This is a genomic window from Streptosporangium sp. NPDC020145 (assembly GCF_040631275.1).
Classification (GTDB): Bacteria; Actinomycetota; Actinomycetes; order Streptosporangiales; family Streptosporangiaceae; genus Streptosporangium.
Window position 1 is genome coordinate 169364 of record NZ_JBEXZT010000010.1, and the last position, 23335, is coordinate 192698.

Sequence of the window (23335 nt, forward strand, 5' to 3'; positions counted from 1 at the left end):
TCACAGCAACAGCAGGCGAAAGTCGAGGGCGACCGCGAAGAAGGCGACCGTGCTCAGGGTGAGCAGGGTGTAGGCGATCCGGGCCGGTGGCCTCCACCAGCGGGCGCGCCAGGCCAGCGCCGCGGCCGGGACCATCGGTACGGCGAGGACCAACGCGAGGGTGCCCAGCACGGGCAGGACGGCCAGCCTCGGGGAGTACAGCGGGATGTCGGCCATGAGGACGTTGGGGTCGGCCGTCAGCAGGCCGAACCCGGCGAGGAAGACGGCGACCAGGGCGGCGCAGGCCCAGGCGGTGAGGACGGCCAGGCGGGCGGGCAGCGGCGGCCGTGCTCCCTGTGGGCGCCGTGCTCCCCGCAGGCGGCGGACGGCGGCGGTCAGGGGCAGGACGAGCGCCGTCAGCGACAGGGCCAGGGCGCCGGTCACGAAGAGCGGCATGGCCAGGCTCTCGTACCCCGGGATCCGCTCGTAGGTCTCCGAGGGGAGCATCGAGGAGACGAGGACGCCGTCGCGGGGAAAGGAGACGCGGGCCGGGCCGCCGCGTTCGGCGAAGAGGCCGGGGGCGGTCTGGACCCAGTGCTGGACCGGCCGTCCGGGGTCGGGGGAGAGACCGGTCGTGGTGAGAGTCCCGTCGGAGCCCGCGGTGACGACCGGGGTGGCGAACAGGGCGGAGACCTTCGTCAGCGCGGTGTGGCTGGTGCGGGCCGACCGGTAGGAGCCCGCGTACCGGGAGACGTCCGTGGTGAGCGGGGCGGGCGTGGCCGTACGGCCCGCGGGGTCGGGGAAGCGCAGGTCGACGATCCGGCCCGTGAGCCACTGCGCGTCCCAGGCTCCCACGCCCGAGACGCCGTTGCCGTTGAGGACGACGTAGACGCCGAACCCCTGGTCGGGCATGAGGGCCATGGCGTTGTGGTAGCCGGGGACGTCGCCGTCCTTGTAGAGGAGCCTTCTGCCGCCCCGGGGGCGTTCCTCAAGGACGTAGCCCATGCCGGGCATGCGGTCGTCCACGGTGAAGTGCCGTTCCCGCATCATCCGGGCGACGGGGTCGTCCCCAAGCTGGTCGATCATGTAGTTGGCCATGTCGGCCGGGGTGACGGCGGGGCCGGTTCCCGAGGGCGTCCAGGGGGAGTACTGGCCCCTCTGCTCGACGTAGCCCTCTCCGTCCGGCCGGTAGCCCCTGGCGAGCCGCGCCCCGATCGCGACGGGGTGCGGCAGGGCGGCGGTCGAGCCGGTCATCCGGTGCGCGGCGAAGACCTGCTCGGCGACGTTGCGCGCGTACGGCTGACCGGAGGCGATCTCCACGAGGTGCCCCGTGAGGGCGAGGGCGTAGTTGTCGTAGGCGACCAGGGTGCCCGGTGGCCGTACCCGGGGCGGCGTGCGGGCGCGCAGGCTCTCGGCGAGGGAGGGCGGCTTCGCCGGGCCGTCGCTCGCGAGGCCGACGATGTCGTCGTCGAAGCCCGCCGTGTAGGTGAGCAGGTTCTCCAGGGTCACCGGGCGGCCCGGCCAGGTGTCCTCGATCTTGAACGAGGTGAGGTAGCGGTTGACGTCGGCGCGCAGGTCGAGCCTGCCCTTCCGGACCAGACGCAGTGCGGCCTCGGCCGTGAAGATCTTGGCCAGTGACCCGGTGAGGAAGGGGGTGGTGAGATCGACGGGACGGTTCGAGGTCGTTTCGGCCAGTCCGTATCCCCTGCCGAACACCATCCGGCCGTTCTCCACGACGACGACGGCCGCGCCGGGGATCCTGTCCCTGGAAAGGAGTTCGGGGACGAGGCGGTCCAGGGCCGCGCCGAGGCCGCCCGCCCGGCTCTGGGACGCCGCTGTGGCGGTGTGCGGGGTGAGGAGGACCGCCAGGGACGCGAGGGCGGCGGTTAGCGCTCTCTTCATGCCCGTCAGCGTGCCGTTTCGCCGGGACCCGCCATCAGTGTCCTGCACCTGTGTTCGACGTGGAGAATGCACGATCAGGGCATATGGTGCATAAAGTGCTGATCGTTGTGGTGGTCCTCGTCGGTGCCGCGTTCGATCCGCTCCATCCGGTGCCGAGCGCGCCGTTCGCCCTCGTCGTCGCTCTGCAGGTGCTGCACTGCCTGACGCCGTGGCGAAGCCGCTGGTCACTGGCCGTTCAGGCACTGCTCCTGCCCTGGGCGGGCCCCGCTGCGGCGGGCATGGTCGCGGCGTCGGCGCTGCTGATCCTGCGCGGGACGGCCCGCTGGTGCGCGTTCGCCACAGTGGTCGTCACAGCCGCCGTCACAGCCGCGGTACTCGCGCCCGCGACGCCGTTCGGGATCACGCTCGCGGTGCTGAACGCCGCCTGCCAGGGGCTTGTTCTGTTCGGGGTGACCCGGCTCGGTGACACGCGTGCCGCCCTCCACGCGGCCCGCGTGGAACTGGCCGCCGGGTCGGTCTCCGACGAGCGCTCACGGGCCGCCCGGGAGCTGGACTCCGTCCTCGGGGCCGCCCTGTCCACGATCGTCTCCCTCGCCGGACGCGGTGAGGCGGCGAAGATCGCCGAGGTCTCCCGGGCGACGGCCGCGCGGGCCCGCGCCGTCCCGGCCCCGGCGGCAGCGGCGGCTCCCGAGCCGGACCTCATGCCCAGGCTCGCCCTGCCGATCCTGGTCGCGGTGCACGCCGGATATCTCGTGACGGCGTTGATCTATCTCGGTGGGCGTCCGGTCCTCTCCCTGCTCGCCGCCGGGATCCTCGGGCTGCACCTGCACCACGCGCTGCCCCGCCCGTACGGCGCCCGCCCCGGACACGGCGTCTGGACGGCCTGCCTGCTGCTCCTGCTCACGGCCGTCACACTTCTGCTCCCGGGACAGGCCCATCCACAGCTGGCCGGGTTCGCGGTGGCCGGGTTCCTGGCCCTCGGGCGGGCCTGGTGGCCCGTGGCCGGGGCGGTCGTGGCCGCGCTGGCGGTCGTGCTGGCCGTACGGGGACAGGCTCCTGCGGAGAACCTGTACTGGACGTTCGACGCCGTGGCCGTCGCGGCCATGTTCCACGGGCTGGCCGTACAGACCTCGCTGGTCCTGCAGGCGAGGCGGGCCCAGCGGGCGCTGGCGGCGCTGGCGGCGGCCGACGAGCGCAGGCGCATCTCCAGGGACGTCCACGACCTGCTCGGATACGGGCTTTCCGCCATCACGGTCAAGGCCGAGCTGGCCGTACGGGCGGGGGAGGAGGACGCGAGGGGGCAGCTCGTGGAGATCGCCGCGATCGCCCGCCGCTCGCTGGCCGCGCTGCGGGACATCCCGGCCGAGCCCGACCCCCGGCTCTCGCTGGCCGCCGAGATCGACTCGGCCTGCTCCGTCCTGCGGGCGGCGGGCGTCGAGGTCACCGTCCGCAGGGAGTCGGACAGGGACGACGCGCTGCCGGCGATCGTCCTGCGGGAGGCCGTCACCAACGTGCTGCGGCACAGCGAGGCCGGTCACTGCCTCATCGAGATCACCGAGGACGGGCTGCTGGTCGTCAACGACGGCGTCCACGGCCCTCCCGGCGCCGGGGGAGGCGGGAGCGGGACGGCCAACCTCACCGCGCGGGTCACCGCGGCGGGAGGCACGCTGACCGCCGGGTACGCCGACGGTGAATACCGGCTTGTGGTGCTATATCCAGCCGTTCTTAGCGGCGATGCGGACGGCGTCGAGCCGGTTGCGCGCGTCTAGCTTCGTGACGACCGCCCCGAGGTAGTTGCGCACCGTCCCCTTGCTGAGGAACAGCTCGGCGGCGATCTCGGCCAGGTCGGCGCCCTCGCCCGCCCGGCGCAGCACCTCGGCCTCGCGCGGGCTCAGCGGGTTCGGCCGGCCGGTGATGGCCGCGGCGGCCAGGCCGGGGTCGACGACGGTCTCCCCCGAGGCGACCCGCCGGATCGCCTCGGCCAGCCGGGCGGGCGGCGCGTCCTTCAGCATGAATCCACGCGCCCCGATCTCCAGCGCCCTGCGCAGGGTCTCGGTGCCGCCCGCCGAGGTCAGCATGAGCAGCCCGCACTCCGGCGCCCCCGCCCGTAGCTCCCGTGCCGCGTCGAGCCCGTCGAGTTCCCCCGGCAACTGGATGTCCAGCACCACCACCTCGGGGCGGAGTTCGAGCCCCAGCGTGACCGCCTCCCGCCCGGTCGACACCTCCCCGACGATCCGCATGTCGTCCTCAAGCCCGATCAGCGCGGCCAGTGCCCCTCTGATGAGGTGCATGTCCTCGACCAGTAGAACCCCGATCACGATCCCCCCTCAACACGTCCTCCGTGCCAATGATCCCGGTGTTCCTGACGGGGGCACCGCCCACCCCGCCGCCGGGCGGAGAGCGTTCTCCTCCTAGCATCCGGTAAGGCAGTGCACCGGTTCACGGGCGCGAGCCGTACAAGTGAGGAGAGGCATGACACCGTGGGAGGCGGTCGCGATCTTCGCGGCCGGAATCGGAGCCGGGGGCATCAACGCCGTCGTCGGCTCGGGGTCACTGATCACGTTCCCGACGATGGTCGCGGTGGGGATACCGCCGGTCGTCGCGAACGTCTCCAACAACATCGGACTGGTTCCCGGGTCGCTGACCAGCGTGCTCGGCTACCGGGCGGAGCTGAAGGGCCAGCGTGCCCGGCTCGTCAGGCTGGGGGTCGGCTCCGTCATCGGGTCGCTCATCGGCGGCCTGCTGCTGCTCTCCCTGCCCGCCAGGACGTTCAACGTCGTGGTCCCGATCCTGATCGGCCTGTCGTGTGTGCTGGTGGTCGTCCAGCCAAGGCTCAACCGGTGGCTCGCCGCCCGGCGGGAGAACGCCCATCCGCACGGTGGCCCGTGGCTGTGGCTGGGGGTCCTGGGCGCCGGAGCCTACGGCGGCTACTTCGGCGCGGCCCAGGGGGTGCTGCTCATCGGTCTGCTCGGCAGCGTCCTCGACGAGGACCTGCAGCGGATCAACGCCGCGAAGAACGTGCTCGCGCTGCTGGTCAACGGGACCGCGGCCCTGCTGTTCGTCCTGGTCGCGGACGTGGACTGGCGGGCGGTCGCGCTGGTCGCGCTCGGTGCGACGATCGGCGGTTTCTTCGGTGCGAGGTTCGGCAGGAAACTGCCCGCCCCGGTGCTGCGCGGGATCATCGTCGTCGTCGGCATCGTGGCGATGGTCAAGTTGATATACGCCTAGATTCTCCCGTTAATGGGCATGAATCAGGCATGAAAGGCGATCGGGTAGAGATCGTTATCGACGCGGGTGACAGCTCGCGTACCTACGAAGTCGTCGCCACCCGCGCGGGCCGCCGCGTCGAGGTGGCCAACAGCCGGGGCGGCGTGATCGAGGTCACCGAGGTCACCCGCAGTGGTACGGCGGTGCGCACCGCCCGCTTCATGTCCAGCAGGATTCTCGCCCTGGTCGAACACCCCGCCGACGGCGAGGCGGACTGACCGCCGGGCCGCCTCCCCACGAGGCGGCCCGGACACCGTACGGCCGGTGCGGGTGGTCAGATCGGAGCGGGACGGACCTGGAGCACGCCGTCACGGCGGATCCGGGTCTCGAAGTACGGCTGCGGCGCCGTGGCCGGACCGTGGGCGACCGTGCCGTCCGCCAGGCGGAAGGCGCTGCCGTGCCACGGGCACACCACGCAGACCATGCCGTCGTCGGAGATCAGCTGACCCTGGTGCAGCGGCCCGGCCAGGTGGGAACAGTGGTCGGCGAGCACGGTGACCCCCTCGCCGACCCTCAGCACGAACAGGTCGATGTAGCCGAGACGCCTGGCCACGGGACGCCCCTCCGGCAGGTCCTTGAGCTCACACAGGTCGTGCCAGCCCAGCGGGACGAGGTGGGCGACCGACTCGGCGTGGTTGGAGCCCGCGGCCTGCCGGTAGGCCAGGTGCCCCCCGAGGTAGCCGCCCGCGCCCGCGGCGCCCAGGCCGATGAACGACAGCAGTTTGCCGCGCCTGTCGTGCCCGGCGAGCCGGAAGGCCAGGGAACCCACGTACAGTCCCAGCGCGGTGACGTTGGCGATCGCGTGCACGAACCCCACCCGCTGCTGCTCCCGGTGGAGCGCCGACCAGTCTGTGATCCCGGAGGCCGCGGTGGGAATCGCCCCCGCGATGCCCGTGGCGAGCACGGCGCGCGCCGCGCGGGGGTCGGCCCCGGCCAGGTCGAGCACCGCGGTCGCCAGCCAGCAGCCCAGGCTGAGGTCGGTGAGCGGTGGATGGAGCGGTTTCCCCGTCGGCACCCCGTGCAGCAGGTCGCGCAGCCACCCCGGGCCGATGCGCTGCCGTACGGCCTTGGCCAGGACCCGGATGGGCCTGTCCATCCTCTCCGACCGTTCGATACGGCCGGCGATGTCGACCGGGGGTACGAGATGCCGGAAACTGCGGCGGTTCGTTTTGACTGATTCCTTCACGATCGCCCCCTTCTCAACCCTTTAGGGACCTACCCGGGAACCGCATCACGCACGCGCCAGGTGCCCCCGGCTGACAGAGAGCTCGATGATCTCCTTGGCGTAGGAGCCGAGCGTCGGCGAACCCTCCTCGATGATCTTCACCTTCTCCAGGACCTGGTCGGCCGTCACCTTGTACAACGACCAGGTGCCACCCTCGTTGTGGTGGTTGGCCATGATCGGCGCGATCCTGTCGAGGGCCTTGGCGAACTTCGCCTCCGCGGTCTCGCGCTCCTCGAACTCGTCCCACAGCGCGCGCAGCCGCGTCGACTGGTCCTCGGGGAGCAGGCCGAAGATGCGGTCGGCCGCCTTGCGTTCGATGCCGAGCTGGGCCTCGACGGCCCCGGCGTCGTAGATGAAGGTGTCTCCCGCGTCGATCTCGACGATGTCGTGGACGAGCAGCATCGCGACGACCTTGTCCATGTCGGTGCCCGGCGGCGCGTGCTCGGCCAGGATCATGGCCAGCATCCCGACGTACCACGAGTGCTCGGCGTCGTTCTCCCGCCGGGACCCGTCCATGAGGGTGTTACGGCGAACGACGCGTCTGAGCTTGTCGATCTCCATGGCGAAGGTGAGCTGGGCGTGGAGGCGGTCCTGTTCTGGAGGGGTGGTCACGCGCGCAAGCCTAGTGCGCGCCGCTCGCCGGTCATCGGACGGTCAGGCGATGACACGGGACCCAGAGTGACCACGACCCCGCTGAACACGCCTTTCCCGCCGTACGGCGGGCACCCCGCGTGTCGCGTGCCGTACGGCACGGCATGACGGCGCACGGCCCGCGCCGGAGAGCCGGCGCGGGCCGTGACGTCGTCACTCGGTGACGCCGAGCCCCTGGGCGACGCCCTGGCCCAGGTCCTTGTGGATGTTGGTCCAGTACTCGACGACACGCTTCTTCATCTCGTCCGTCACCTCGGGGGCCGAGGCGTGGCCGACGACGTTGCTCACCAGGTGGGAGCGGTCGGTGTCGGACAGCACGTTCTCCCACAGCGCGCGCGGCTGGACGTAGTCGTCGTCCTCGCGGTGCAGGGTGTAGGCGGAGCGGATGATCTCACCGCTGACGTGGTAGTCCTCGCCCGCGTACAGCGCCGGGTCGGCCACGGGGCCGCCGACGGTGTTGGGGGCGTAGACCGGGTCCCCCGGGTTGTTGAAGGCCATCTGGCCGTCCTTGTTGTAGCTGTGGACGGGCGAGAGCGGCCGGTTGATCGGCAGCTGCAGATAGTTGGTGCCGATGCGGTAGCGGTGGGCGTCCGGGTAGGAGAACAGCCGTCCCTGGAGCATCTTGTCCGGGGAGGGGCCGATGCCAGGCACGAGGTTGGCGGGCTCGAAGCTCGACTGCTCGACCTCGGCGAAGTAGTTCTCCGGGTTCCGGTTCAGGACGAACTTGCCGATCGTGATCTCGGGGTAGTCGGAGTGCGGCCACACCTTGGTCAGGTCGAACGGATTGAACCGGTAGTCGGCGGCGTCCTCGAACGGCATGACCTGGACGTTGACCGTCCAGGACGGATGGTCGCCGTTCTTGATCGCGGTGTGCAGGTCGCGGATGTGGTGGTCGGCGTCCTGCGCGACGAGCGCGCCCGCCTCGGCGTCGGTCAGGTTCTTGATGCCCTGGTCGGTCTTGAAGTGGTACTTGATCCAGAACTTCTCGCCGGCCGCGTTGTACCACAGGAACGTGTGCGAGCCGAAGCCGTGCATATGCCGCCAGGAGGCCGGGGTGCCGCGGTCGGTCATCAGGAAGGTGACCTGGTGGGCGCTCTCCGGGGAGAGCGTCCAGAAGTCCCACTGGATGTTGTGGTCGCGGAGGTTGGTGTCCGCGCGGCGCTTCTGGCTGTGGATGAAGTCGGAGAACTTCTGCGGGTCGCGGATGAAGAAGATCGGCGTGTTGTTGCCGACGATGTCGTAGTTGCCCTCTTCGGTGTAGAACTTGATCGCGAACCCGCGCGGGTCACGCTGGGTGTCGGCGCTGCCGAGTTCCCCGGCGACCGAGGAGAAGCGCAGGAAGAGCGGGGTCTCCTTGCCCTTCTGGAACAGTCCGGCCCTGGTGAACTGGCTGACGTCCTCGGTGATCTGAAGGATGCCGTGGGCGCCACCACCCTTGGCGTGGACCACCCGCTCGGGAACCCGTTCCCGGTTGAAGTGGGCCATCTTCTGGATCAGGTAGTGGTCCTGCAGCAGCAGGGGCCCGTTCGGTCCGACCGACTGGGAGTGCTCGTCACTGGGGGCGGGGATTCCGGCATCGGTCGTGGTAGTGGGCCTGGTGCTCATGATCGGTCCTCCGGGTTCTCTTCATCGAGCATCTTCGGAACGACACTCGGGACACACGCCCCAGTAGATGACGTCCGCCTCGTCGACCAGATAGCCGGCGTCCGAGGCGGGGTCGAGGCATGGGGCGTGTCCGACAGCGCAGTCAACGTCGGCGACCCGCCCACACCGTCTGCAGACGAGGTGGTGATGGTTGTCACCGACCCGCGTCTCGTATCGGGCGGGGCTGCCCGCCGGTTCGACCCGGCGCAGCAACCCCTCACGATGCAGCGCGTGAAGGGAGTCGTAGACGGCTTGCAGGGAGACATGACCCACCCGCTCCCGTACGCCTCGGTGGACGGCGTCCACGTCAAGATGATCGCCCTCCCGTACGGTCTGCATGATCGCCAGGCGCGCCGCGGTCACCCGTAGGCCCGCCTGTCGGAGCCGGTCCTCGTCCTCCATGAAGTCCACGTTATGCACCAAACCTGAACGATTCAACCAATTGACGTATTCCATTTTGTCTGGTTCAGGTAACCGCTTTGTCTGCTTAGGGTCATCACGGCCTGCCTGTTCCCCATCGCGAGGCCGGGATGGCATCCTCGGATAGCGATGAACACGTATATCCCCCGCCGCCTCACAGTGGCCGCGGTCGTCGCAGCCTCAGCCCTCCTCGGTACGGCCTGCTCAGCGGCCGAATCGGCCACCCCGGAAGCCTCGGGGAGCACGCCCGACGTCGTCGAGAAGCCGGTCTCCTCCTCCACCGAGCCGGAGACCAAACCGGAACGCAGGCCGTACACCATCTCCTTCGGAGGGGACGTGCACTTCGAGGGGGTGCTGCGCAGCAGGCTCAACGCCAACCCGAAGACCGCCCTCGGCCCCATCGCCAAGGTGCTCGGCGCCGCCGACATCGCGATGGTGAACCTGGAGACCGCGATCACCACCGGCGGGACCCCGGCGCCGGGCAAGCAGTACACCTTCCGCGCCCCGGCCAGCGCGCTGACCGCGCTGAAGGCGGCGGGGGTCGACGTGGCGTCCATGGCCAACAACCACGGCATGGACTACATGCAGAGCGGCCTGGCCGACTCGCTGGCCGCGATCAAACGTTCCAGGTTCCCGGTCGTCGGCATCGGCAGGAACGCCGCCGAGGCCTACAAGCCGTGGCGGACCACGGTGAACGGCAACCGGGTGGCCGTCATCGGCGCGACCCAGGTGCTCGACGCCGAGTTCATCCAGGCGTGGACCGCCACCGACCAGCAGGGCGGTCTGGCCTCCGCCAAGAACGAGGCACGGCTGCTGCAGGAGGTGCGCAAGGCGCGCAAGAACTCCGACACGGTGATCGTCCACCTGCACTGGGGCACCGAGCTGCAGAAGTGCCCGAACGAGGCCCAGCGCTCACTGGCCCCCAAGCTGGTCGCGGCGGGCGCCGACGTCGTGGTCGGCGGGCACGCGCACATCCTGCTCGGCAGCGGCTACCTCGGCAGGGGCTACGTCAACTACGGCATGGGCAACTTCGTCTTCTACAACTGGGGGCCGGAGACCGGCAGGACCGGTGTCCTCACCCTGACGATCAACGGGCGCCGGGTGATCAAGGATCGCTGGACCCCGGCGACCATCCAGGGCGGCGTCCCCGTCCCGGTCACCGGTGTGAACGGACAGCGGGCGACGGCGAACTGGAAGGCGCTGCGCGGCTGCACGGGCCTGACGCCGACCCCGAGCTGACCCCCCGGACGGGCCGGAAATTGACAGGGCTCATACGGGATGTACGGGGAAAATCATGCGATTGACAGAGAGAACCTGACCGGAAGGGGGACGGGCGGGCAAGATGGGTGGGTGACCATGCCTGCCGAGGAGACATGTGAGGCCCCGCTGCGGCGCCAGCCGACCCAGCGACGCAGCGCACGCCGTGTCGAGAAGATGCTCGACGCCTGTGCCGAACTGCTGGACGAGATCGGATACGAGGCGCTTTCGACCACCAGGATCGCCGAACGCGCGGGTGTCGCGATCGGTTCGATCTACCAGTTCTTTCCCGACAAGCGGGCCATCACCCAGGCGGTGACCAGGCGCCATGTCGAACGGTTCGTCTCCCGAGTCGGCAGGCGCTTCCTGTCGGAGGACTACGGCGGCTGGTGGGACGCGGTCGACGCGATCATCGACGAGTACGTCGACATGCACAGGACCGTTCCAGGTTTCGGCGTCCTGCACTTCGGCGACGTCGTCGGCCTCAACCTGCTCGACGGGGTCTCCGACAGCAACACGGTGATCGCGGGCAGGCTGCGCGGCCTCCTGCTCCAGGAGTACGGCCTGACCGACAGCGAGGAGCTGGACCTGGCCATCCTCGTCGCGGTCGAGGCCGCCGACGCGGTGCTGAAACTGGCCTTCCGGCGTGACTCCGAGGGCGACCCCCAGATCGTCGCCGAGGCGAAACGCCTGATCAGGGGCTATCTGAACCGTCAGTTCGCCGGAGCCTCCGCCTGAGAGGAGCCGCTCACGGGGTCGGCCGGGGCCCCGTCAGAGGCCCTGTCAGAGGCCCCGCCGGAGGTGCCGGCGGGGGCGTCGGCCGCGGGCTCTTCCTGAGCCGCCGCGCACAGCCGTTCCTGCCGGTGCCTGCGCCGCTGCTCGCGCTCCGCGGCCCGCGCCTGCGCGGCCTCGGTGACCGAGGTCCCCGCAGAGGCCCCTGCCGAGGCGGAAACCCGTGCCCGGGAGACGATCCCCGGGCGGCCGTCGGAGGTGGCGTCGGGCGTCCGGGCGCCGTCGGCGAGGGTTCCGGCCCCTCGCTCCCTGCGGTTGTCCGCCCGCGCCCGCTCTCCGGGGCCGCACAACGTCACGCCCGGTACGGCGACCGTCTCGTTGCGGAACCGTGCCGGGGAGTCCTCCGCCTCGGCCACCGGCGAGATGAGCTGTTCCTGACGTATCCGGCTCTCCAGGGAGACGAGCTCACGATGCGCCCGTTCGACGGCGTCCATCCTCGCCGAGAGGTATCCGGCACACCCCGGGACGATCACGGAGAGTCCCGCGAGGAAGGTCAGAGTGAAGGTTGTCTGCTTGGACATGCCCATCGCAGCCCCTCCGAACATAACGCTCCACGAGCAGGAGACGCCTGCCATATGCCCGCTTTCCTGGCGAAACACGCGCTTGGTAGTCAATCGTTTACAACTGGTGGATGAAGGAATACCTGCCGTTGTGCGGACGAAACCAAGCGCCGCTCGCTACTCTCGCGATGTGGCGCATGTGACACGTGGGCAACTTGATCGGTTGCTTGAGCAGGCACTTTTGGCCGACGATCACGGAGACCTCGCCCGGCGGTTGGAAGGGCTGGTCGAGGAGTACGTGTCCGGAGACATCTCGCGGGCCGCGATCCTGGTGCTCGCCGCCGAGGAGTGGCGGCAGGCCGGGCAGCCGGCCCATGCCCTCGTCTGCTTCCAGCGGGCCGTGGACGACGGTGGGGAGGTGGGCGTCGATCCGAGGGCGGGCATCGCCGACACCCTCTTCGAGCTCGAACGGCCGGACGAGGCACGGCAGGTCATCGAGACGATCAGACATGAGGGGGAGGTGACAGCCGCGACCGCTCTCACGGTCGCCGAGACCCTCGTCGCCTACGGCGATCTGCGGCAGGCGCATCTGTGGGCCACTGAGGGGGCGCACAGGGCGGTGCGGGACAGCGGGGAGCACACGGCTCTACTGCGCACCCGTTACCGGATCAGGGTCGATCTGGGGCTTCCCGAGGACGAGCTGGACGCGCTGCTCGACCTCTCGCGCTGAGGGTCGGGCCGTGGTCCCCGCGCAGAGAGAGCCACGGCCCACAGGTCATCCCAGGCCGCCCAGGCCCAGGAGCGGAAGCAGCGTTCCCAGCGGGGACAGCAGCTGAGGCTTCGGCGCCGGCTTCGGAGCCGCGGGCCGGGTGGCGGGCGGCTGGACGTACTGCTCCGGCTCGGCCGAGGGGCGCTCGTCGCCGATCTCCCTGGCCGAGGCGGGGCGGGGCAGCGGCGTCAGCTCGTAGGGGTTGTCCGACCGGCCGTGGGTCTCCGGTGGCACGGGGGCCGACTGCGGACGGCCGGCGTTGACGTTCTTGCGCGTCTCGCCGACGCTCACACCGTAGGCGGGTGGGTCGGACAGGTTGCCCTCGGCGACGCTGACCGACTGGGTCCTGGCGGACTCAGTGGCGTTCTTGGCGAAGTTGCTGTACTTGGGGTCCATGATGCCCTCGGCGGCGACGACCTCGTTCACCAGACCGAAGAGGTTCTTGGCGAACGAGAGCGCGTTCGCCGCCTGAGGGGCTATCACCTTGTCGGTGACCCGCAGTGGAGCCTTCCCGGCCGCGAGCCCGTTGGCGACCGTCGTCCGCTGCGCGTCCAGGAAATCGTTGGTTCCCTCACAGACCGTCGGTGCGGTCCCGGGCGCCTGCAGCAGGCATGGCACCAGCGAGTCCACGACGGAGGCCGAAGCAGCCGCCGGAAGTCCGAACCCGGCCGCGAGTCCACCGACGAGGGCGGTGCTGAGCACCGCCCCCGCGAGGATCCCGCGGGTCTTGCGTGACCCGTTCGACATGCGCGTCTCCCTGTTACTTTCGGTTGTCGGAAGAATGCTGAAAGTAACAGGAAGAGCCCTGCGCCGGGAGCGTTTGGACCGATGCTGGTCAAACTCTTGCCGACGGTCCCACGACCAGGGTGTCCCCCTTCTCGTCGAGATCGACCAGAACCTCGTCACCGTCCTGGATCTCCCCGGCCAGCACCTTCTTGGCCAGCGTGTCGCCGATCGCCGACTGCACCAGACGGCGTAGCGGACGCGCGCCGTACAGGGGGTCGTAGCCGGTCAGCGCCAGCCAGTCACGCGCGGCCGGGGTGACCGTCAGCGTCAGCCTCCGGTCGGCAAGGCGCCTGGCCAGGTGGGCCACCTGCAGGTCGACGATCCTGGACAGCTCCTCGGTGCCGAGCGCGTCGAACAGGATGACCTCGTCGAGCCGGTTGAGGAACTCCGGCTTGAAGGAACTCCTGACCGTGTCCAGCACCGCCTTGCGCTGGGTCTCCTTGTCGAGGCCCGGGTCCACCAGGAACTGCGAGCCGATGTTGGAGGTGAGGATCAGGATCACGTTGCGGAAGTCGACGGTCCTGCCCTGCCCGTCGGTCAGCCGCCCGTCGTCGAGCACCTGGAGCAGGATGTCGAAGACCTCGGGGTGGGCCTTCTCCACCTCGTCGAGCAGCACCACGCCGTACGGCCTGCGCCGGACCGCCTCGGTGAGCTGGCCGCCCTCCTCGTAGCCGACGTAGCCGGGAGGGGCGCCCACGAGACGCGCCACACTGTGCTTCTCGCCGTACTCGCTCATGTCGATGCGGACCATCGCCCGCTCGTCGTCGAACAGGAAGTCGGCCAGCGACTTGGCGAGCTCGGTCTTGCCGACGCCGGTCGGGCCGAGAAACAGGAAGCTGCCGGTCGGCCGGTCGGGGTCGGCGATGCCCGCGCGGGCGCGCCGTACGGCGTCGGAGACCGCCTGCACGGCCTGACGCTGGCCGATCAGGCGCCTGCCGAGCTCGTCCTCCATGCGCAGCAGCTTGGAGCTCTCGCCTTCGAGCAGACGGCCGGCGGGGATGCCCGTCCACGAGGAGATGACCTGGGCGATGTCGTCCGGGCCGACCTCCTCCTTGACCATCGGGTCCTCGGGCTGGGAGGCGGCGGTCGCCTCGGCCAGCTCCTCCTCCAGCCTGGGCACCTCGGCGTACATCAGCCGGGAGGCGGCCTCGAAGTCGCCGTCGCGCTGGGCGCGTTCGGCGGCGCCGCGCACCTCGTCGAGCTTCTTCTTCAGGTCGCCGACCCGGTTCAGGCCCGCCTTCTCCCGCTCCCAGCGGCCGACCAGGCCGTTGAGCTCCTCCTGCCGGTCGGCGAGCTCCCTGCGCAGCCGTTCGAGGCGCTGCAGGCTGCTCTCGTCGGTCTCCTTGGCGAGCGCCAGCTCCTCCATCTTCATCCGGTCCACGTTCCGCTGGAGCTGGTCGATCTCCACGGGACGGGAGTCGATCTCCATGCGCAGCCGGGAGGCGGCCTCGTCGACGAGGTCGATCGCCTTGTCCGGCAGGAACCGGGAGGTGATGTAGCGGTCGGACAGCGCCGCGGCGGCCACCAGCGCGCCGTCGGCGATCTGCACCTGGTGGTGGGCCTCGTAGCGGCCCTTGAGGCCGCGCAGGATCGCGATGGTGTCCTCGACGGTCGGCTCGCCGACGTAGACCTGCTGGAAACGCCGTTCGAGGGCGGGGTCCTTCTCGATCCGCTCACGGTACTCGTCGAGCGTCGTCGCGCCGATCATCCGCAGCTCGCCGCGGGCCAGCATGGGCTTGAGCATGTTGCCCGCGTCCATGGCGCCCTCGGCCGCGCCCGCGCCGACCATGGTGTGCAGCTCGTCGATGAAGGTGATGACCTGCCCGTCGCTCTCCTTGATCTCGCCGAGCACGGCCTTGAGGCGCTCCTCGAACTCACCGCGGTACTTCGCCCCGGCGACCATCGCGCCCAGGTCGAGCGCGACCAGGCGCTTGTCGCGCAGGCTTGAGGGCACGTCGCCCGCAACGATCCGCTGGGCCAGCCCCTCGACGACGGCGGTCTTGCCGACGCCGGGCTCACCGATCAGCACCGGGTTGTTCTTGGTCCTGCGGCTGAGCACCTGGATCACTCTGCGGATCTCCGAGTCACGGCCGATCACCGGGTCCAGCTTGCCCGCCCTGGCTCGCTCGGTCAGGTCGACGCCGTACTTCTCCAGCGCCTGGTAGGTGTCCTCGGGTGTCTCGCTGGTCACCCTGGCGTGCCCGCGAACCTTCTCGAAGGCGTCGAGCAGGGCGTTCGGGGTCGCCCCGTTGCGCCTGAGCAGCTCGGCGACCGGGCCGCCGTCCGCGGCGAGGCCGACCAGGAGGTGCTCGGTCGAGACGTACAGGTCCTCAAGCTGGGTCGCCCGCTGGGCGGCGATGTTCAGCACCGTCAGCAGCTGCCGCGAGCTGGACGGGGCGCTGACCGTCGAACCCTGCGCCTTCGGCAGGGCCGCCAGCTGCGTCTCCGCCTCGGTGCGCAGCTTCTTCCAGTCGGCGCCGACGGCCTCAAGCAGGGGTACGGCGGTGCCGCCGGTCTGGGCGAGCAGCGAGGTGAACAGGTGGGCGGGGGCGACCTCGGGGTTGCCCTCGGCGGCCGCCCGCCTGATCGCTGAGGAGAGAGCCTCCTGGCTCTTCTGGGTGAGCTTGTAGTCCATGCTTGTCTGCCTTGCTCCGTTCGGCGGCTACGGCGCCGGGCGGGCCGGCGCGATGATGTCCCCCCGGCCTTCGAGTTGGAGTGTCAGGCGGGCGGCAGTTGGTACTGGATCAGGGCGCGGATCATGGCCATCTCCGCGCGCAGGCGATGGTTCTCGTCACGAAGGCGCAGTGCCTCGGTCTCCAGCGCCAGGATGCGTTTGATGCCCGCGAGGTTGATGCCCTCCTCCTGGGAGAGCCGCTGGACCTCGCGGAGCATGACGATGTCGCGTGTCGAGTACAGGCGTCCGCGCCCCGCCGTACGGCCCGGACTGACCAGGCCGAGACGGTCGTACTGGCGCAGGGTCTGGGGATGGAGGCCGGACAGCTGGGCCGCCACCGAGATCACATATACGGGGGTGTCGTCCGACAGGTCGAAGTAGTTGGCGTCCATGGCTACTCGCTTCTGGCCAGTTCGATGAGCTCGGCTCTGGGGTCACCACCAGCCGTCGCGTCGCGGAAGTCCTCAAGGGCCCCCCTGGCCTTGTCCTCCAGCTGTTGAGGCACCAGGACCTCGACCGTGACGAGCAGGTCGCCCTTCGTGCCGTCCTTGCGGGCCACACCCCTGCCCCGCACCCGGAAGGTGCGGCCGTTGGGCGTGCCCTCGGGGATGCGCAGTGTGACCGGCAGCCCCTTCAGGATCGGCACCTTGATCTCGGCCCCGAGCGCCGCCTCGGTGAAGGTGACGGGCACGGTGATCGTCAGATTCTCGCCGGTCCTGCCGAAGACAGGGTGCGGCTTGACGTGGATCTGGACGTACAGGTCACCGGCGGGACCGCCGTTCTCGCCCGGTGCGCCCTTGGCCTTGATCTTGATGCGCTGACCGTCTCCGACCCCCGCCGGGATGCGCGCCTGGATCGTCCGGGTGCTCTTGCCCCGTCCGCTGCCCTCGCAGACCTCGCACGGGTTGTCGACCAGCAGCCCCCTGCCCTTGCAGTCACGGCACGGCTCGGAGAAGGCGAAGTTGCCGAGGTTCCTGCTGGCCGCCCCGGTGCCCTCGCAGGTCGGGCAGACCCTCGGGGTCGTCCCGGCCTTCGCCCCCGTGCCCGCGCAGGCCGTACAGGCCGAGGAACTGGTCAGGCGGAGCGAGACCGTGGTCCCCTCGACCGCCTGGCCGAAGGAGAGCGTGACCTCGGACTCGATGTCCTGGCCACGCCGCGCCCTCGTGGTCGTCCCCCCGGAGCGCTGGGCGCCACCCCGGTTGAAGATGCCTCCGAAGATGTCGCCGATGCCACCCCCGCCGCCCGTGCCGCCCTGCTGGGTGCCTCCGAACAGGTCTCCCAGGTCGAAGGGGAACCCACCCCCACGCGAGGCCCCCCCGGCCCCCGCGTAGCCGCCGAGTCCTGATCCGAACAGCGTCCGCGCCTCGTCGTACTCCTTGCGGCGCTTGGTGTCGGACAGGATGTCGTAGGCCTCGGAGACCTCCTTGAACTTCGACTCGGTCTCCGTGCTGCCTTGGTTGGCGTCCGGGTGGTACTGCCTGGCCAGCTTCCGGTACGCCTTCTTGATCTCTTCGGCGGTGGCGGTCTTGGGCACACCAAGGACGGCGTAGTAGTCCTTCTCCAGGTAGTCCTTGGTGCTCATCTCAGTTCCTTTTCAGATCTCAGATACGGGGGGTTCAGCTGTCGCTCGCGACAGGCTCTTCTTCGGGCTCGGCGACCGAGACCCGCGCGGGGCGGAGCACGCGGTCGCCGATTCGGTAGCCGGGCTGCAGGATCTCCACGCAGGTCGGCTCGGTGACATCGGGGGAGTAGCTGTGCATGAGGGCCTCGTGCACCGTCGGGTCGAAGGGCTCGCCCTTGGTCCCGAAGGCGCTCAGCCCCAGCTTGCCCGTCGCGACCTCCAGCGACTCGCTCACCTTGGCGAAACCGCCGGTGAGCTCGCCGTGGTCGCGGGCCCTGCCGATGTCGTCGAGAACCGGGAGCAGCTCGGTCAGCACACCGGCCACCGCCTGTTCCTTGATCAGGGTCCTGTCTCGATCGACCCGCTTGCGGTAGTTGGAGTACTCCGCCTGGAGACGCTGCAGGTCCGCGGTGCGCTCGGCGAGCTGGATCGCCAGCTCGGCCGAGGCCAGGTCGGCGGCCGGAGCGGGCTGTTCGGCCTGCTCCTTGACCTGCTCACCGTCCGCCGCGCGCGCCTGCCCCGTCTCGGGGTCGATCTTGCGGTTGTCGCGGATCACCGGCTCCTGCTCGGAACCGTTCTCACGCGTGTTCACGCTCGTGCTCCCCTCGGCCTGCGACGTCACTTCGCGCCGTTGTCGCGCTTCGGCTCGTCGTCCACGATCTCAGCCTCGACCACGTCGTCGTCGGCCTTCTGGCCGTCGGCGCCCGCGGCGCCCGCCGCACCGGCCTGGCCCTCGGAGGCCTGGGACTGGGCGTAGATGGCGGAACCCATCTTCTGGCTGACCGTGGCGAGCTTCTCCGCGGAGGCGCGGATCGTCGCCGAGTCGGTGCCCTCAAGGGACTTCTTCAGCTCGGTGAGGGCCTCGTTGACCTCGTTCTTGATGTCGTCGGGGACCTTCTCCGCGTTCTCGCCGAGGAACTTCTCGGTCTGGTAGACCAGCGACTCGGCGTTGTTGCGGGTCTCGGCCTCCTCGCGGCGGCGCTTGTCCTCCTCGGCGTAGGACTCGGCCTCGCGCATCATGCGCTCGATGTCGTCCTTCGGCAGCGCGGAGCCGCCGGTGATGGTCATCGTCTGCTCCTTGCCGGTGCCGAGGTCCTTGGCGGAGACGTTGACGATGCCGTTGGCGTCGATGTCGAAGGTGACCTCGATCTGCGGGATGCCGCGCGGCGCCGGGGCGATGCCGGTCAGCTCGAAGGTGGCCAGCTTCTTGTTGTAGGCCGCGATCTCACGCTCGCCCTGGTAGACCTGGATCTGCACCGACGGCTGGTTGTCCTCGGCCGTGGTGAAGACCTCCGAGCGCTTGGTGGGGATCGTGGTGTTGCGCTCGATGATCTTGGTGAAGATGCCGCCCTTGGTCTCGATGCCCAGCGACAGCGGGGTCACGTCGAGCAGCAGGACGTCCTTGACCTCACCCTTGAGCACACCGGCCTGCAGGGCGGCGCCGATGGCCACGACCTCGTCCGGGTTGACGCCCTTGTTGGGGTCCTTGCCGCCGGTCAGCTCCTTGACGAGCTCGGCGACCGCGGGCATACGGGTCGAGCCGCCGACGAGGACCACGTGGGCGATGTCGGAGACCTTGATGCCGGCGTCCTTGACGACCTGGTTGAACGGGCCCTTGCACCGCTCAAGCAGGTCGGCGGTCAGCCGCTGGAACTCGGCCCGGGTGAGCTTCTCGTCCAGGTGCAGCGGACCCTCGGCGGAGGCCGTGATGTAGGGAAGGTTGATCGAGGTCTCGGACTGGCTGGACAGCTCGATCTTGGCCTTCTCGGCGGCCTCGCGCAGACGCTGCAGGGCCATCTTGTCCTTGGTCAGGTCGACGCCGTGCGCGTTCTTGAAGCGGTTGGCCAGCTCGTCGACGACGCGCTGGTCCCAGTCGTCACCACCGAGGTGGTTGTCGCCGCTGGTGGCCTTGACCTCGACGAAGCCGTGGCCGTCCTCCTGGCCGACGTCGAGCAGGGACACGTCGAAGGTGCCGCCACCGAGGTCGAAGACGAGGATGGTCTCGTCCTTCTCCTTGTCGAGACCGTAGGCGAGCGCGGCCGCCGTCGGCTCGTTGATGATGCGCAGCACGTTGAGGCCGGCGATGGTGCCCGCCTCCTGGGTGGCCTGACGCTGGGCGTCGTTGAAGTAGGCCGGGACGGTGATCACCGCGTCGGTGATCTTCTCGCCCAGGTAGGCCTCGGCGTCCTGCTTGAGCTTCTGCAGGACGAAGGCGCTGATCTGCTGCGGGGAGAACTTCTTGCCGTCGATCTCCTGAGCCCAGGTGGTGCCCATCTCGCGCTTGACCGAGCGGATGGTCCGGTCGACGTTGGTGACGGCCTGCCGCTTGGCGACCTCACCAACGAGGACTTCACCGTTCTTCGCGAAGGCGACCACGGACGGGGTGGTCCGCGAGCCCTGAGCGTTGGCGATGACCGTGGGCTCACCGCCTTCGAGAATCGAGACGACGGAGTTGGTCGTCCCCAGGTCGATACCTACCGCACGTGCCATGAGTACGTCCTTGTAGTCAAAGTTGAGTGGGTCAGACTCATAGTGGAGCTTCGAGTGGTGTTTGTCAAACGACTTGAGTCTATGCCGCTCAACCCTTGGGCGCGTGAAAGGGTTCCCGGAATCCGGGAAACAACGGGCGATCCACATCCCCCAACGAAGGAACACGCATGATCGCTCCCGGGACGGCCCCGACATGATCGACCCCTCCGATGTGGACCTGGCGGAGGGGGTCGGGGAGGCATTCGACCGGGTCTTCGACGCCCACTTCGCCGAGATCCACCGCTATGTCGCCAGACGTCTGGACACCGACGCCGCCGACGATCTCGCGGCGGACACCTTCCTGATCGCCTTCCGCGACCGCCACCGCTTCGACGCGGCCAGGGGTGCCGTCAGACCGTGGCTGTACGGCATCGCCACCAACCTCGTCGCCAGGCATCGGCGCCAGGAGGTACGCCGTTGGAAGGCGCTCAGCCGTACCGGCACCCCGTGGGGGCGGGCGCACGAGGGACACGAGGACGCGGTGGCGGCGAGGGTCACCGCGGAGCAGGTGACGGGCAGGCTCGCGGGGGCGCTCGCCGGTCTGGCCAAGCGGGACCGCGACGTGGTGTTGCTCCTGGCGCTCGGCGGCCTGGCGCACGCCGAGGTCGCCGAGGCGCTCGGCATCCCCTACGGAACCGTGGCCTCCCGGCTGAACCGGGCCCGCAAACAGCTACGCAAGGCACTGGGCGGCGTCAACCCGCTGGAGGAGGCCCACGATGGATGAGATCACCCTGATGGCGTCCCACCTGCCCGACGCGCCGCCGCCCACGCCCGAGATCGTGGCCCGTGCCAGGGCGCGCCTGAAGGACCCCGGGACCCGTACGGCCAGGGCCGGGGCGCGGCGATGGACACCGGTCGCCGGGGTGGCCACCGCGACCGTGGCGGTCGCGGTGGCGGTCACGGTCGTCGTGTCCGGCCTGGGCGACGCCGTACCGCCGACCGTGGTGGTCCCGGCGAAGGGAGGGCAGGTCCTCCTGGACCTCGCGGACAAGGTGGAGAAGGCTCCGGTGGGGACCGGTGCCTACTGGCGGCGCCGTTCCGTCGTCGGGTCGCTCTTCCCGTCGGACGCCGTCTCCAGCGGTGTCGTGATCAACACCTACGACGTCGTGCTCTGGGCACCGCGGAAGCCCGATGATCCCACCCTCGTCATCTCCGAGGCGCAGCCGAAACGCTCCCTGGTCCTGCCGCGTGGAAAGGCGCGCAAGCCGTGGAACCCGGCCGAGAAGTACGACTACACGCTGGGTGATATGTCGAACATGTGTGGATACTCCTGGAACACCGGGCCCGGGAGGATCCTGTACGACCACAGGGCGGCCGAGCTGACCTTCGCCGAACTGCAGGCGCTGCCGACGGACCCGGCGGCGCTGCTCGAACGGCTGAGGACCCTGCGGACCCGCCCGCGCCAGGCGCCCCCCGTCTCAGGAAGGGCGGCGCGGAGGGAGGTGCCGAAGGACGCGGGGGAGGAGGAGTACCTGAGCCTCGCCGCGGTCTCGCTGCTGGATCTGCCGAGCCCTCCCGCCCTGCGGGCCGCGGCGCTGCGGATCCTCGCGGGCCGTCCCGGCACGGAGGTCGTCGGGGAGGTCGTCGACGCGCTGGGCCGTACCGAGGTGGCCGTGCGGATCAACGCCGACCGGCCGTCCAAGGTCAGGATTCCCACCGACTACCAGATCATGGTCGACCCCCGGACGGGGGAGCTGGCCGGGGACAGGAGCACCGCGGTGACGAACCGTGGCGGGCTGCCCCGGGGCACGGTGCTCGACTACACGGCCTACACCGAGCAGGGCTGGACCGACGAGCGGCCCGCCCGGCCCGGCGGGTGCAGGCGGGTGGCGAACGTTCCCTGACGCAGGGTCAGTTCTTGGGCTTGGAGGCGGGCTTGGCGCCGTCCACGACCTTGCGGTGCCCGAGGGGGGCCTTGAGCTTGACGGTCGTCACCTTCTTGATGGCGATGTCGATGCAGACCGGGTTCTGGATCCTGCCGCTCTGGCCCTCCCAGAGGGTGACGGTCACCCGCTTGGAGGTCTGTTTGACGGTCACCCGGTCGAGCACCTGGCAGGGCTCGACCCCGGACCACCAGACGACCCGCAGGCTCCGGCCGTCCTTCGACGGCTTGGCGGACAGCCAGGCCACCTTGTGCGGGCCGATGGCGTGGCCCTCCGGCTTGACCGGCTTGGGGGCGCCCTTTTCTGTCGGTTCGACCCTGGGGGCGACGGTGTGGCCCACCGAGAGGGAGGGGACGGCGCCGCCCGCGGCGCCCGCGGGAGCCTCGGGGACGACGGCGCCGCTCTGGACGCTCTGGGTACCGCAGGCCGCCGTCAGCAGCAGGCCTCCGGCCAGGACGGGAATCACGATCCTACGCATAACCCTGTCAACGGATCACGGCGCCGTACGGTTCAACCACCCGCGTCGTGGCTCGTCAGGGCTGCCCTTAGGCTGGTCATCCGCTTCTCCTCATGCAAGGTGCGTTGACGTGATCGCGATTCTGGGAACCGGGAAGATGGGCGAGGCCCTGCTGTCGGGCCTGCTGCGGGCCGGGTTCGAGCCGGACGAGGTGCTGGCGACGGCGCGGCGCCCTGAGCGGGCCGCCGACCTCGGTAAGCGGTACGGCGTGCGCATCGTGACCAACGCCGAGGCCGCGGAGAGCGCCGAGACGATCATCCTCGCGGTCAAGCCGCAGGACATGGGCTCCCTGCTGACCGAGATCGCCCCGCACGTCTCCGCGGACCGGCTGGTGATCTCGGCGGCGGCGGGCATCACGACCTCGTTCGTGGAGTCGAGGCTGGCCGGCGACGTCCCGGTCGTGCGGGTCATGTCGAACACCCCGGTGCTGGTCGACGAGGCGATGAGCGTGATCTCCGCGGGCGCCCACGCCGCCGAGGAGCACCTGCGGCTGACCGAGGACCTGCTGCGGCCGGTCGGCAAGGTGCTGCGCATCCCCGAGTCCCAGCAGGACGCCGCGACCGCGCTGTCCGGCAGCGGCCCGGCCTACTTCTTCTATCTCGTCGAGGCCATGGTCGACGCGGGCATCCTGCTCGGCATGCCCCGCTCCGCCGCCCTCGACATGGTCACCCAGTCGATCGTCGGCGCGGCCATCATGCTCCGTGACTCCGGCGAGCACCCGGTGATCCTCCGCGAGGCGGTCACCTCGCCGGGCGGCACGACCATCGCGGCCATCGCCGAGCTGGAGCGTCACAGCGTCCGCGCGGCCTTCCTGGCCGCCATCGAGGCCGCCAGGGACCGAAGCCGTCAGCTCGCCGGTGGGTGATATCCCCTATTAGTCAGTAAAGTTTCCTTTTCTTGCGATAAGCGGCATCATCTC

General features: G+C 69.9%; 22 protein-coding genes and 1 pseudogene. 9 read left to right on the forward strand and 14 right to left on the reverse strand.

Annotated features, from left to right (window positions below; genetic code table 11):
• The gene (locus ABZ463_RS20585; RefSeq protein ID WP_362777983.1) at positions 1 to 1881 is read right to left on the reverse strand and encodes a serine hydrolase domain-containing protein; all 1881 of its coding nucleotides are present in this window, start codon (positions 1879 to 1881) and stop codon (positions 1 to 3) included.
• 95 nt (positions 1882 to 1976) lie between these two features.
• Here ABZ463_RS20585 and ABZ463_RS20590 point away from each other — a divergent pair, with 95 nt between their 5' ends.
• Positions 1977 to 3650 (forward strand): histidine kinase, encoded by a 1674-nt coding sequence (locus ABZ463_RS20590; RefSeq protein WP_362777986.1) that lies wholly within the window; start codon positions 1977 to 1979, stop codon positions 3648 to 3650.
• Here ABZ463_RS20590 and ABZ463_RS20595 read toward each other — a convergent pair.
• Complete coding sequence (locus tag ABZ463_RS20595) at positions 3591 to 4199, reverse strand: response regulator transcription factor (protein ID WP_362777989.1); 609 nt, start codon at positions 4197 to 4199, stop codon at positions 3591 to 3593. The two genes, ABZ463_RS20590 and ABZ463_RS20595, sit on opposite strands and share 60 nt — an antisense overlap.
• A gap of 154 nt (positions 4200 to 4353) precedes the next feature.
• Between ABZ463_RS20595 and ABZ463_RS20600 the strand changes: the two genes are divergently transcribed.
• Together ABZ463_RS20600 and ABZ463_RS20605 are read left to right on the forward strand one after the other, a co-directional pair.
• The gene (locus ABZ463_RS20600) at positions 4354 to 5109 is read left to right on the forward strand and encodes a sulfite exporter TauE/SafE family protein (RefSeq protein WP_352010969.1); all 756 of its coding nucleotides are present in this window, start codon (positions 4354 to 4356) and stop codon (positions 5107 to 5109) included.
• A 29-nt stretch (positions 5110 to 5138) separates the two neighbouring features.
• Positions 5139 to 5366, forward strand: a complete 228-nt coding sequence (locus tag ABZ463_RS20605) for a hypothetical protein (RefSeq protein ID WP_352010968.1) — start codon at positions 5139 to 5141, stop codon at positions 5364 to 5366.
• Between the two features lie 56 nt (positions 5367 to 5422).
• Here ABZ463_RS20605 and ABZ463_RS20610 read toward each other — a convergent pair whose 3' ends face one another.
• The 4 genes from ABZ463_RS20610 to ABZ463_RS20625 form a co-directional block, all read right to left on the reverse strand.
• Positions 5423 to 6244 (reverse strand): Rieske (2Fe-2S) protein, encoded by an 822-nt coding sequence (locus ABZ463_RS20610; protein WP_352010967.1) that lies wholly within the window; start codon positions 6242 to 6244, stop codon positions 5423 to 5425.
• Between the two features lie 135 nt (positions 6245 to 6379).
• Positions 6380 to 6934 carry an HD domain-containing protein gene (locus tag ABZ463_RS20615; protein WP_352011281.1) on the reverse strand — a complete coding sequence of 185 codons (555 nt, stop codon included), beginning with the start codon at positions 6932 to 6934 and terminating at the stop codon, positions 6380 to 6382.
• Positions 6935 to 7177: 243 nt separating this feature from the next.
• The gene (locus ABZ463_RS20620) at positions 7178 to 8629 is read right to left on the reverse strand and encodes a catalase (protein ID WP_362777993.1); all 1452 of its coding nucleotides are present in this window, start codon (positions 8627 to 8629) and stop codon (positions 7178 to 7180) included.
• 21 nt (positions 8630 to 8650) lie between these two features.
• The gene (locus ABZ463_RS20625) at positions 8651 to 9070 is read right to left on the reverse strand and encodes a Fur family transcriptional regulator (RefSeq protein WP_352010965.1); all 420 of its coding nucleotides are present in this window, start codon (positions 9068 to 9070) and stop codon (positions 8651 to 8653) included.
• A gap of 147 nt (positions 9071 to 9217) precedes the next feature.
• Between ABZ463_RS20625 and ABZ463_RS20630 the strand changes: the two genes are divergently transcribed.
• Together ABZ463_RS20630 and ABZ463_RS20635 are read left to right on the forward strand one after the other, a co-directional pair.
• Positions 9218 to 10327, forward strand: a complete 1110-nt coding sequence (locus tag ABZ463_RS20630; RefSeq protein ID WP_362777996.1) for a CapA family protein — start codon at positions 9218 to 9220, stop codon at positions 10325 to 10327.
• A gap of 117 nt (positions 10328 to 10444) precedes the next feature.
• Positions 10445 to 11083, forward strand: a complete 639-nt coding sequence (locus ABZ463_RS20635; protein ID WP_352011280.1) for a TetR family transcriptional regulator — start codon at positions 10445 to 10447, stop codon at positions 11081 to 11083.
• Here ABZ463_RS20635 and ABZ463_RS20640 read toward each other — a convergent pair.
• Positions 11059 to 11658: a hypothetical protein gene (locus tag ABZ463_RS20640; protein ID WP_362777998.1), complete on the reverse strand. Its 600-nt coding sequence runs from the start codon at positions 11656 to 11658 to the stop codon at positions 11059 to 11061. The genes ABZ463_RS20635 and ABZ463_RS20640 overlap by 25 nt on opposite strands.
• A 220-nt stretch (positions 11659 to 11878) precedes the next feature.
• On the opposite strand from ABZ463_RS20640, the gene ABZ463_RS20645 reads away from it, so the two are divergent.
• Positions 11879 to 12367 (forward strand): hypothetical protein, encoded by a 489-nt coding sequence (locus tag ABZ463_RS20645; protein ID WP_352010962.1) that lies wholly within the window; start codon positions 11879 to 11881, stop codon positions 12365 to 12367.
• A 45-nt stretch (positions 12368 to 12412) separates the two neighbouring features.
• Here ABZ463_RS20645 and ABZ463_RS20650 read toward each other — a convergent pair whose 3' ends face one another.
• The 6 genes and pseudogenes from ABZ463_RS20650 to dnaK form a co-directional block, all read right to left on the reverse strand.
• Positions 12413 to 13153 carry a hypothetical protein gene (locus ABZ463_RS20650; protein WP_352010961.1) on the reverse strand — a complete coding sequence of 247 codons (741 nt, stop codon included), beginning with the start codon at positions 13151 to 13153 and terminating at the stop codon, positions 12413 to 12415.
• Between the two features lie 88 nt (positions 13154 to 13241).
• Positions 13242 to 15827: an ATP-dependent chaperone ClpB gene (gene clpB, locus ABZ463_RS20655; protein ID WP_362778001.1), complete on the reverse strand. Its 2586-nt coding sequence runs from the start codon at positions 15825 to 15827 to the stop codon at positions 13242 to 13244.
• Between the two features lie 155 nt (positions 15828 to 15982).
• Positions 15983 to 16258 (reverse strand): annotated as a pseudogene (locus ABZ463_RS20660) (helix-turn-helix transcriptional regulator); the annotation flags it as partial.
• 2 nt (positions 16259 to 16260) lie between these two features.
• Entirely contained in the window at positions 16261 to 17448 is a 1188-nt protein-coding gene (dnaJ, locus tag ABZ463_RS20665) for a molecular chaperone DnaJ (protein WP_352010959.1), read from the reverse strand.
• A 34-nt stretch (positions 17449 to 17482) separates the two neighbouring features.
• Positions 17483 to 18079, reverse strand: coding sequence for a nucleotide exchange factor GrpE (grpE, locus tag ABZ463_RS20670; RefSeq protein ID WP_352010958.1), 597 nt, complete (start codon positions 18077 to 18079; stop codon positions 17483 to 17485).
• Positions 18080 to 18105: 26 nt separating this feature from the next.
• Positions 18106 to 19977: a molecular chaperone DnaK gene (gene dnaK, locus ABZ463_RS20675; protein WP_352010957.1), complete on the reverse strand. Its 1872-nt coding sequence runs from the start codon at positions 19975 to 19977 to the stop codon at positions 18106 to 18108.
• Between the two features lie 193 nt (positions 19978 to 20170).
• On the opposite strand from dnaK, the gene ABZ463_RS20680 reads away from it, so the two are divergent.
• Complete coding sequence (locus tag ABZ463_RS20680) at positions 20171 to 20740, forward strand: RNA polymerase sigma factor (protein WP_352010956.1); 570 nt, start codon at positions 20171 to 20173, stop codon at positions 20738 to 20740.
• Complete coding sequence (locus tag ABZ463_RS20685) at positions 20733 to 21860, forward strand: CU044_5270 family protein (protein ID WP_362778006.1); 1128 nt, start codon at positions 20733 to 20735, stop codon at positions 21858 to 21860. The genes ABZ463_RS20680 and ABZ463_RS20685 overlap by 8 nt, the downstream gene beginning before the upstream one ends.
• Before the next feature lie 7 nt (positions 21861 to 21867).
• On the opposite strand, the gene ABZ463_RS20690 is transcribed toward ABZ463_RS20685, so the two are convergent.
• Entirely contained in the window at positions 21868 to 22365 is a 498-nt protein-coding gene (locus ABZ463_RS20690; protein ID WP_362778009.1) for a hypothetical protein, read from the reverse strand.
• A 121-nt stretch (positions 22366 to 22486) separates the two neighbouring features.
• Here ABZ463_RS20690 and proC point away from each other — a divergent pair, with 121 nt between their 5' ends.
• Entirely contained in the window at positions 22487 to 23281 is a 795-nt protein-coding gene (gene proC, locus ABZ463_RS20695; RefSeq protein WP_362778011.1) for a pyrroline-5-carboxylate reductase, read from the forward strand.
• Positions 23282 to 23335: the final 54 nt, after the last annotated feature.

Excerpts from the sequence above, each read along its gene's own strand:
- ABZ463_RS20585 (WP_362777983.1), bottom strand. The coding sequence starts at position 1,881 with ATGAAGAGAGCGCTAACCGCCGCCCTCGCGTCCCTGGCGGTCCTCCTC.
- ABZ463_RS20600 (WP_352010969.1), top strand. The coding sequence starts at position 4,354 with ATGACACCGTGGGAGGCGGTCGCGATCTTCGCGGCCGGAATCGGAGCC.
- ABZ463_RS20605 (WP_352010968.1), top strand. The coding sequence starts at position 5,139 with ATGAAAGGCGATCGGGTAGAGATCGTTATCGACGCGGGTGACAGCTCG.
- ABZ463_RS20610 (WP_352010967.1), bottom strand. The coding sequence starts at position 6,244 with ATGGACAGGCCCATCCGGGTCCTGGCCAAGGCCGTACGGCAGCGCATC.
- ABZ463_RS20615 (WP_352011281.1), bottom strand. The coding sequence starts at position 6,934 with ATGGAGATCGACAAGCTCAGACGCGTCGTTCGCCGTAACACCCTCATG.
- ABZ463_RS20620 (WP_362777993.1), bottom strand. The coding sequence starts at position 8,629 with ATGAGCACCAGGCCCACTACCACGACCGATGCCGGAATCCCCGCCCCC.
- ABZ463_RS20625 (WP_352010965.1), bottom strand. The coding sequence starts at position 9,070 with ATGGAGGACGAGGACCGGCTCCGACAGGCGGGCCTACGGGTGACCGCG.
- ABZ463_RS20630 (WP_362777996.1), top strand. The coding sequence starts at position 9,218 with ATGAACACGTATATCCCCCGCCGCCTCACAGTGGCCGCGGTCGTCGCA.
- ABZ463_RS20635 (WP_352011280.1), top strand. The coding sequence starts at position 10,445 with ATGCCTGCCGAGGAGACATGTGAGGCCCCGCTGCGGCGCCAGCCGACC.
- ABZ463_RS20640 (WP_362777998.1), bottom strand. The coding sequence starts at position 11,658 with ATGTCCAAGCAGACAACCTTCACTCTGACCTTCCTCGCGGGACTCTCC.
- ABZ463_RS20650 (WP_352010961.1), bottom strand. The coding sequence starts at position 13,153 with ATGTCGAACGGGTCACGCAAGACCCGCGGGATCCTCGCGGGGGCGGTG.
- clpB (WP_362778001.1), bottom strand. The coding sequence starts at position 15,827 with ATGGACTACAAGCTCACCCAGAAGAGCCAGGAGGCTCTCTCCTCAGCG.
- dnaJ (WP_352010959.1), bottom strand. The coding sequence starts at position 17,448 with ATGAGCACCAAGGACTACCTGGAGAAGGACTACTACGCCGTCCTTGGT.
- dnaK (WP_352010957.1), bottom strand. The coding sequence starts at position 19,977 with ATGGCACGTGCGGTAGGTATCGACCTGGGGACGACCAACTCCGTCGTC.
- ABZ463_RS20680 (WP_352010956.1), top strand. The coding sequence starts at position 20,171 with ATGATCGACCCCTCCGATGTGGACCTGGCGGAGGGGGTCGGGGAGGCA.
- ABZ463_RS20685 (WP_362778006.1), top strand. The coding sequence starts at position 20,733 with ATGGATGAGATCACCCTGATGGCGTCCCACCTGCCCGACGCGCCGCCG.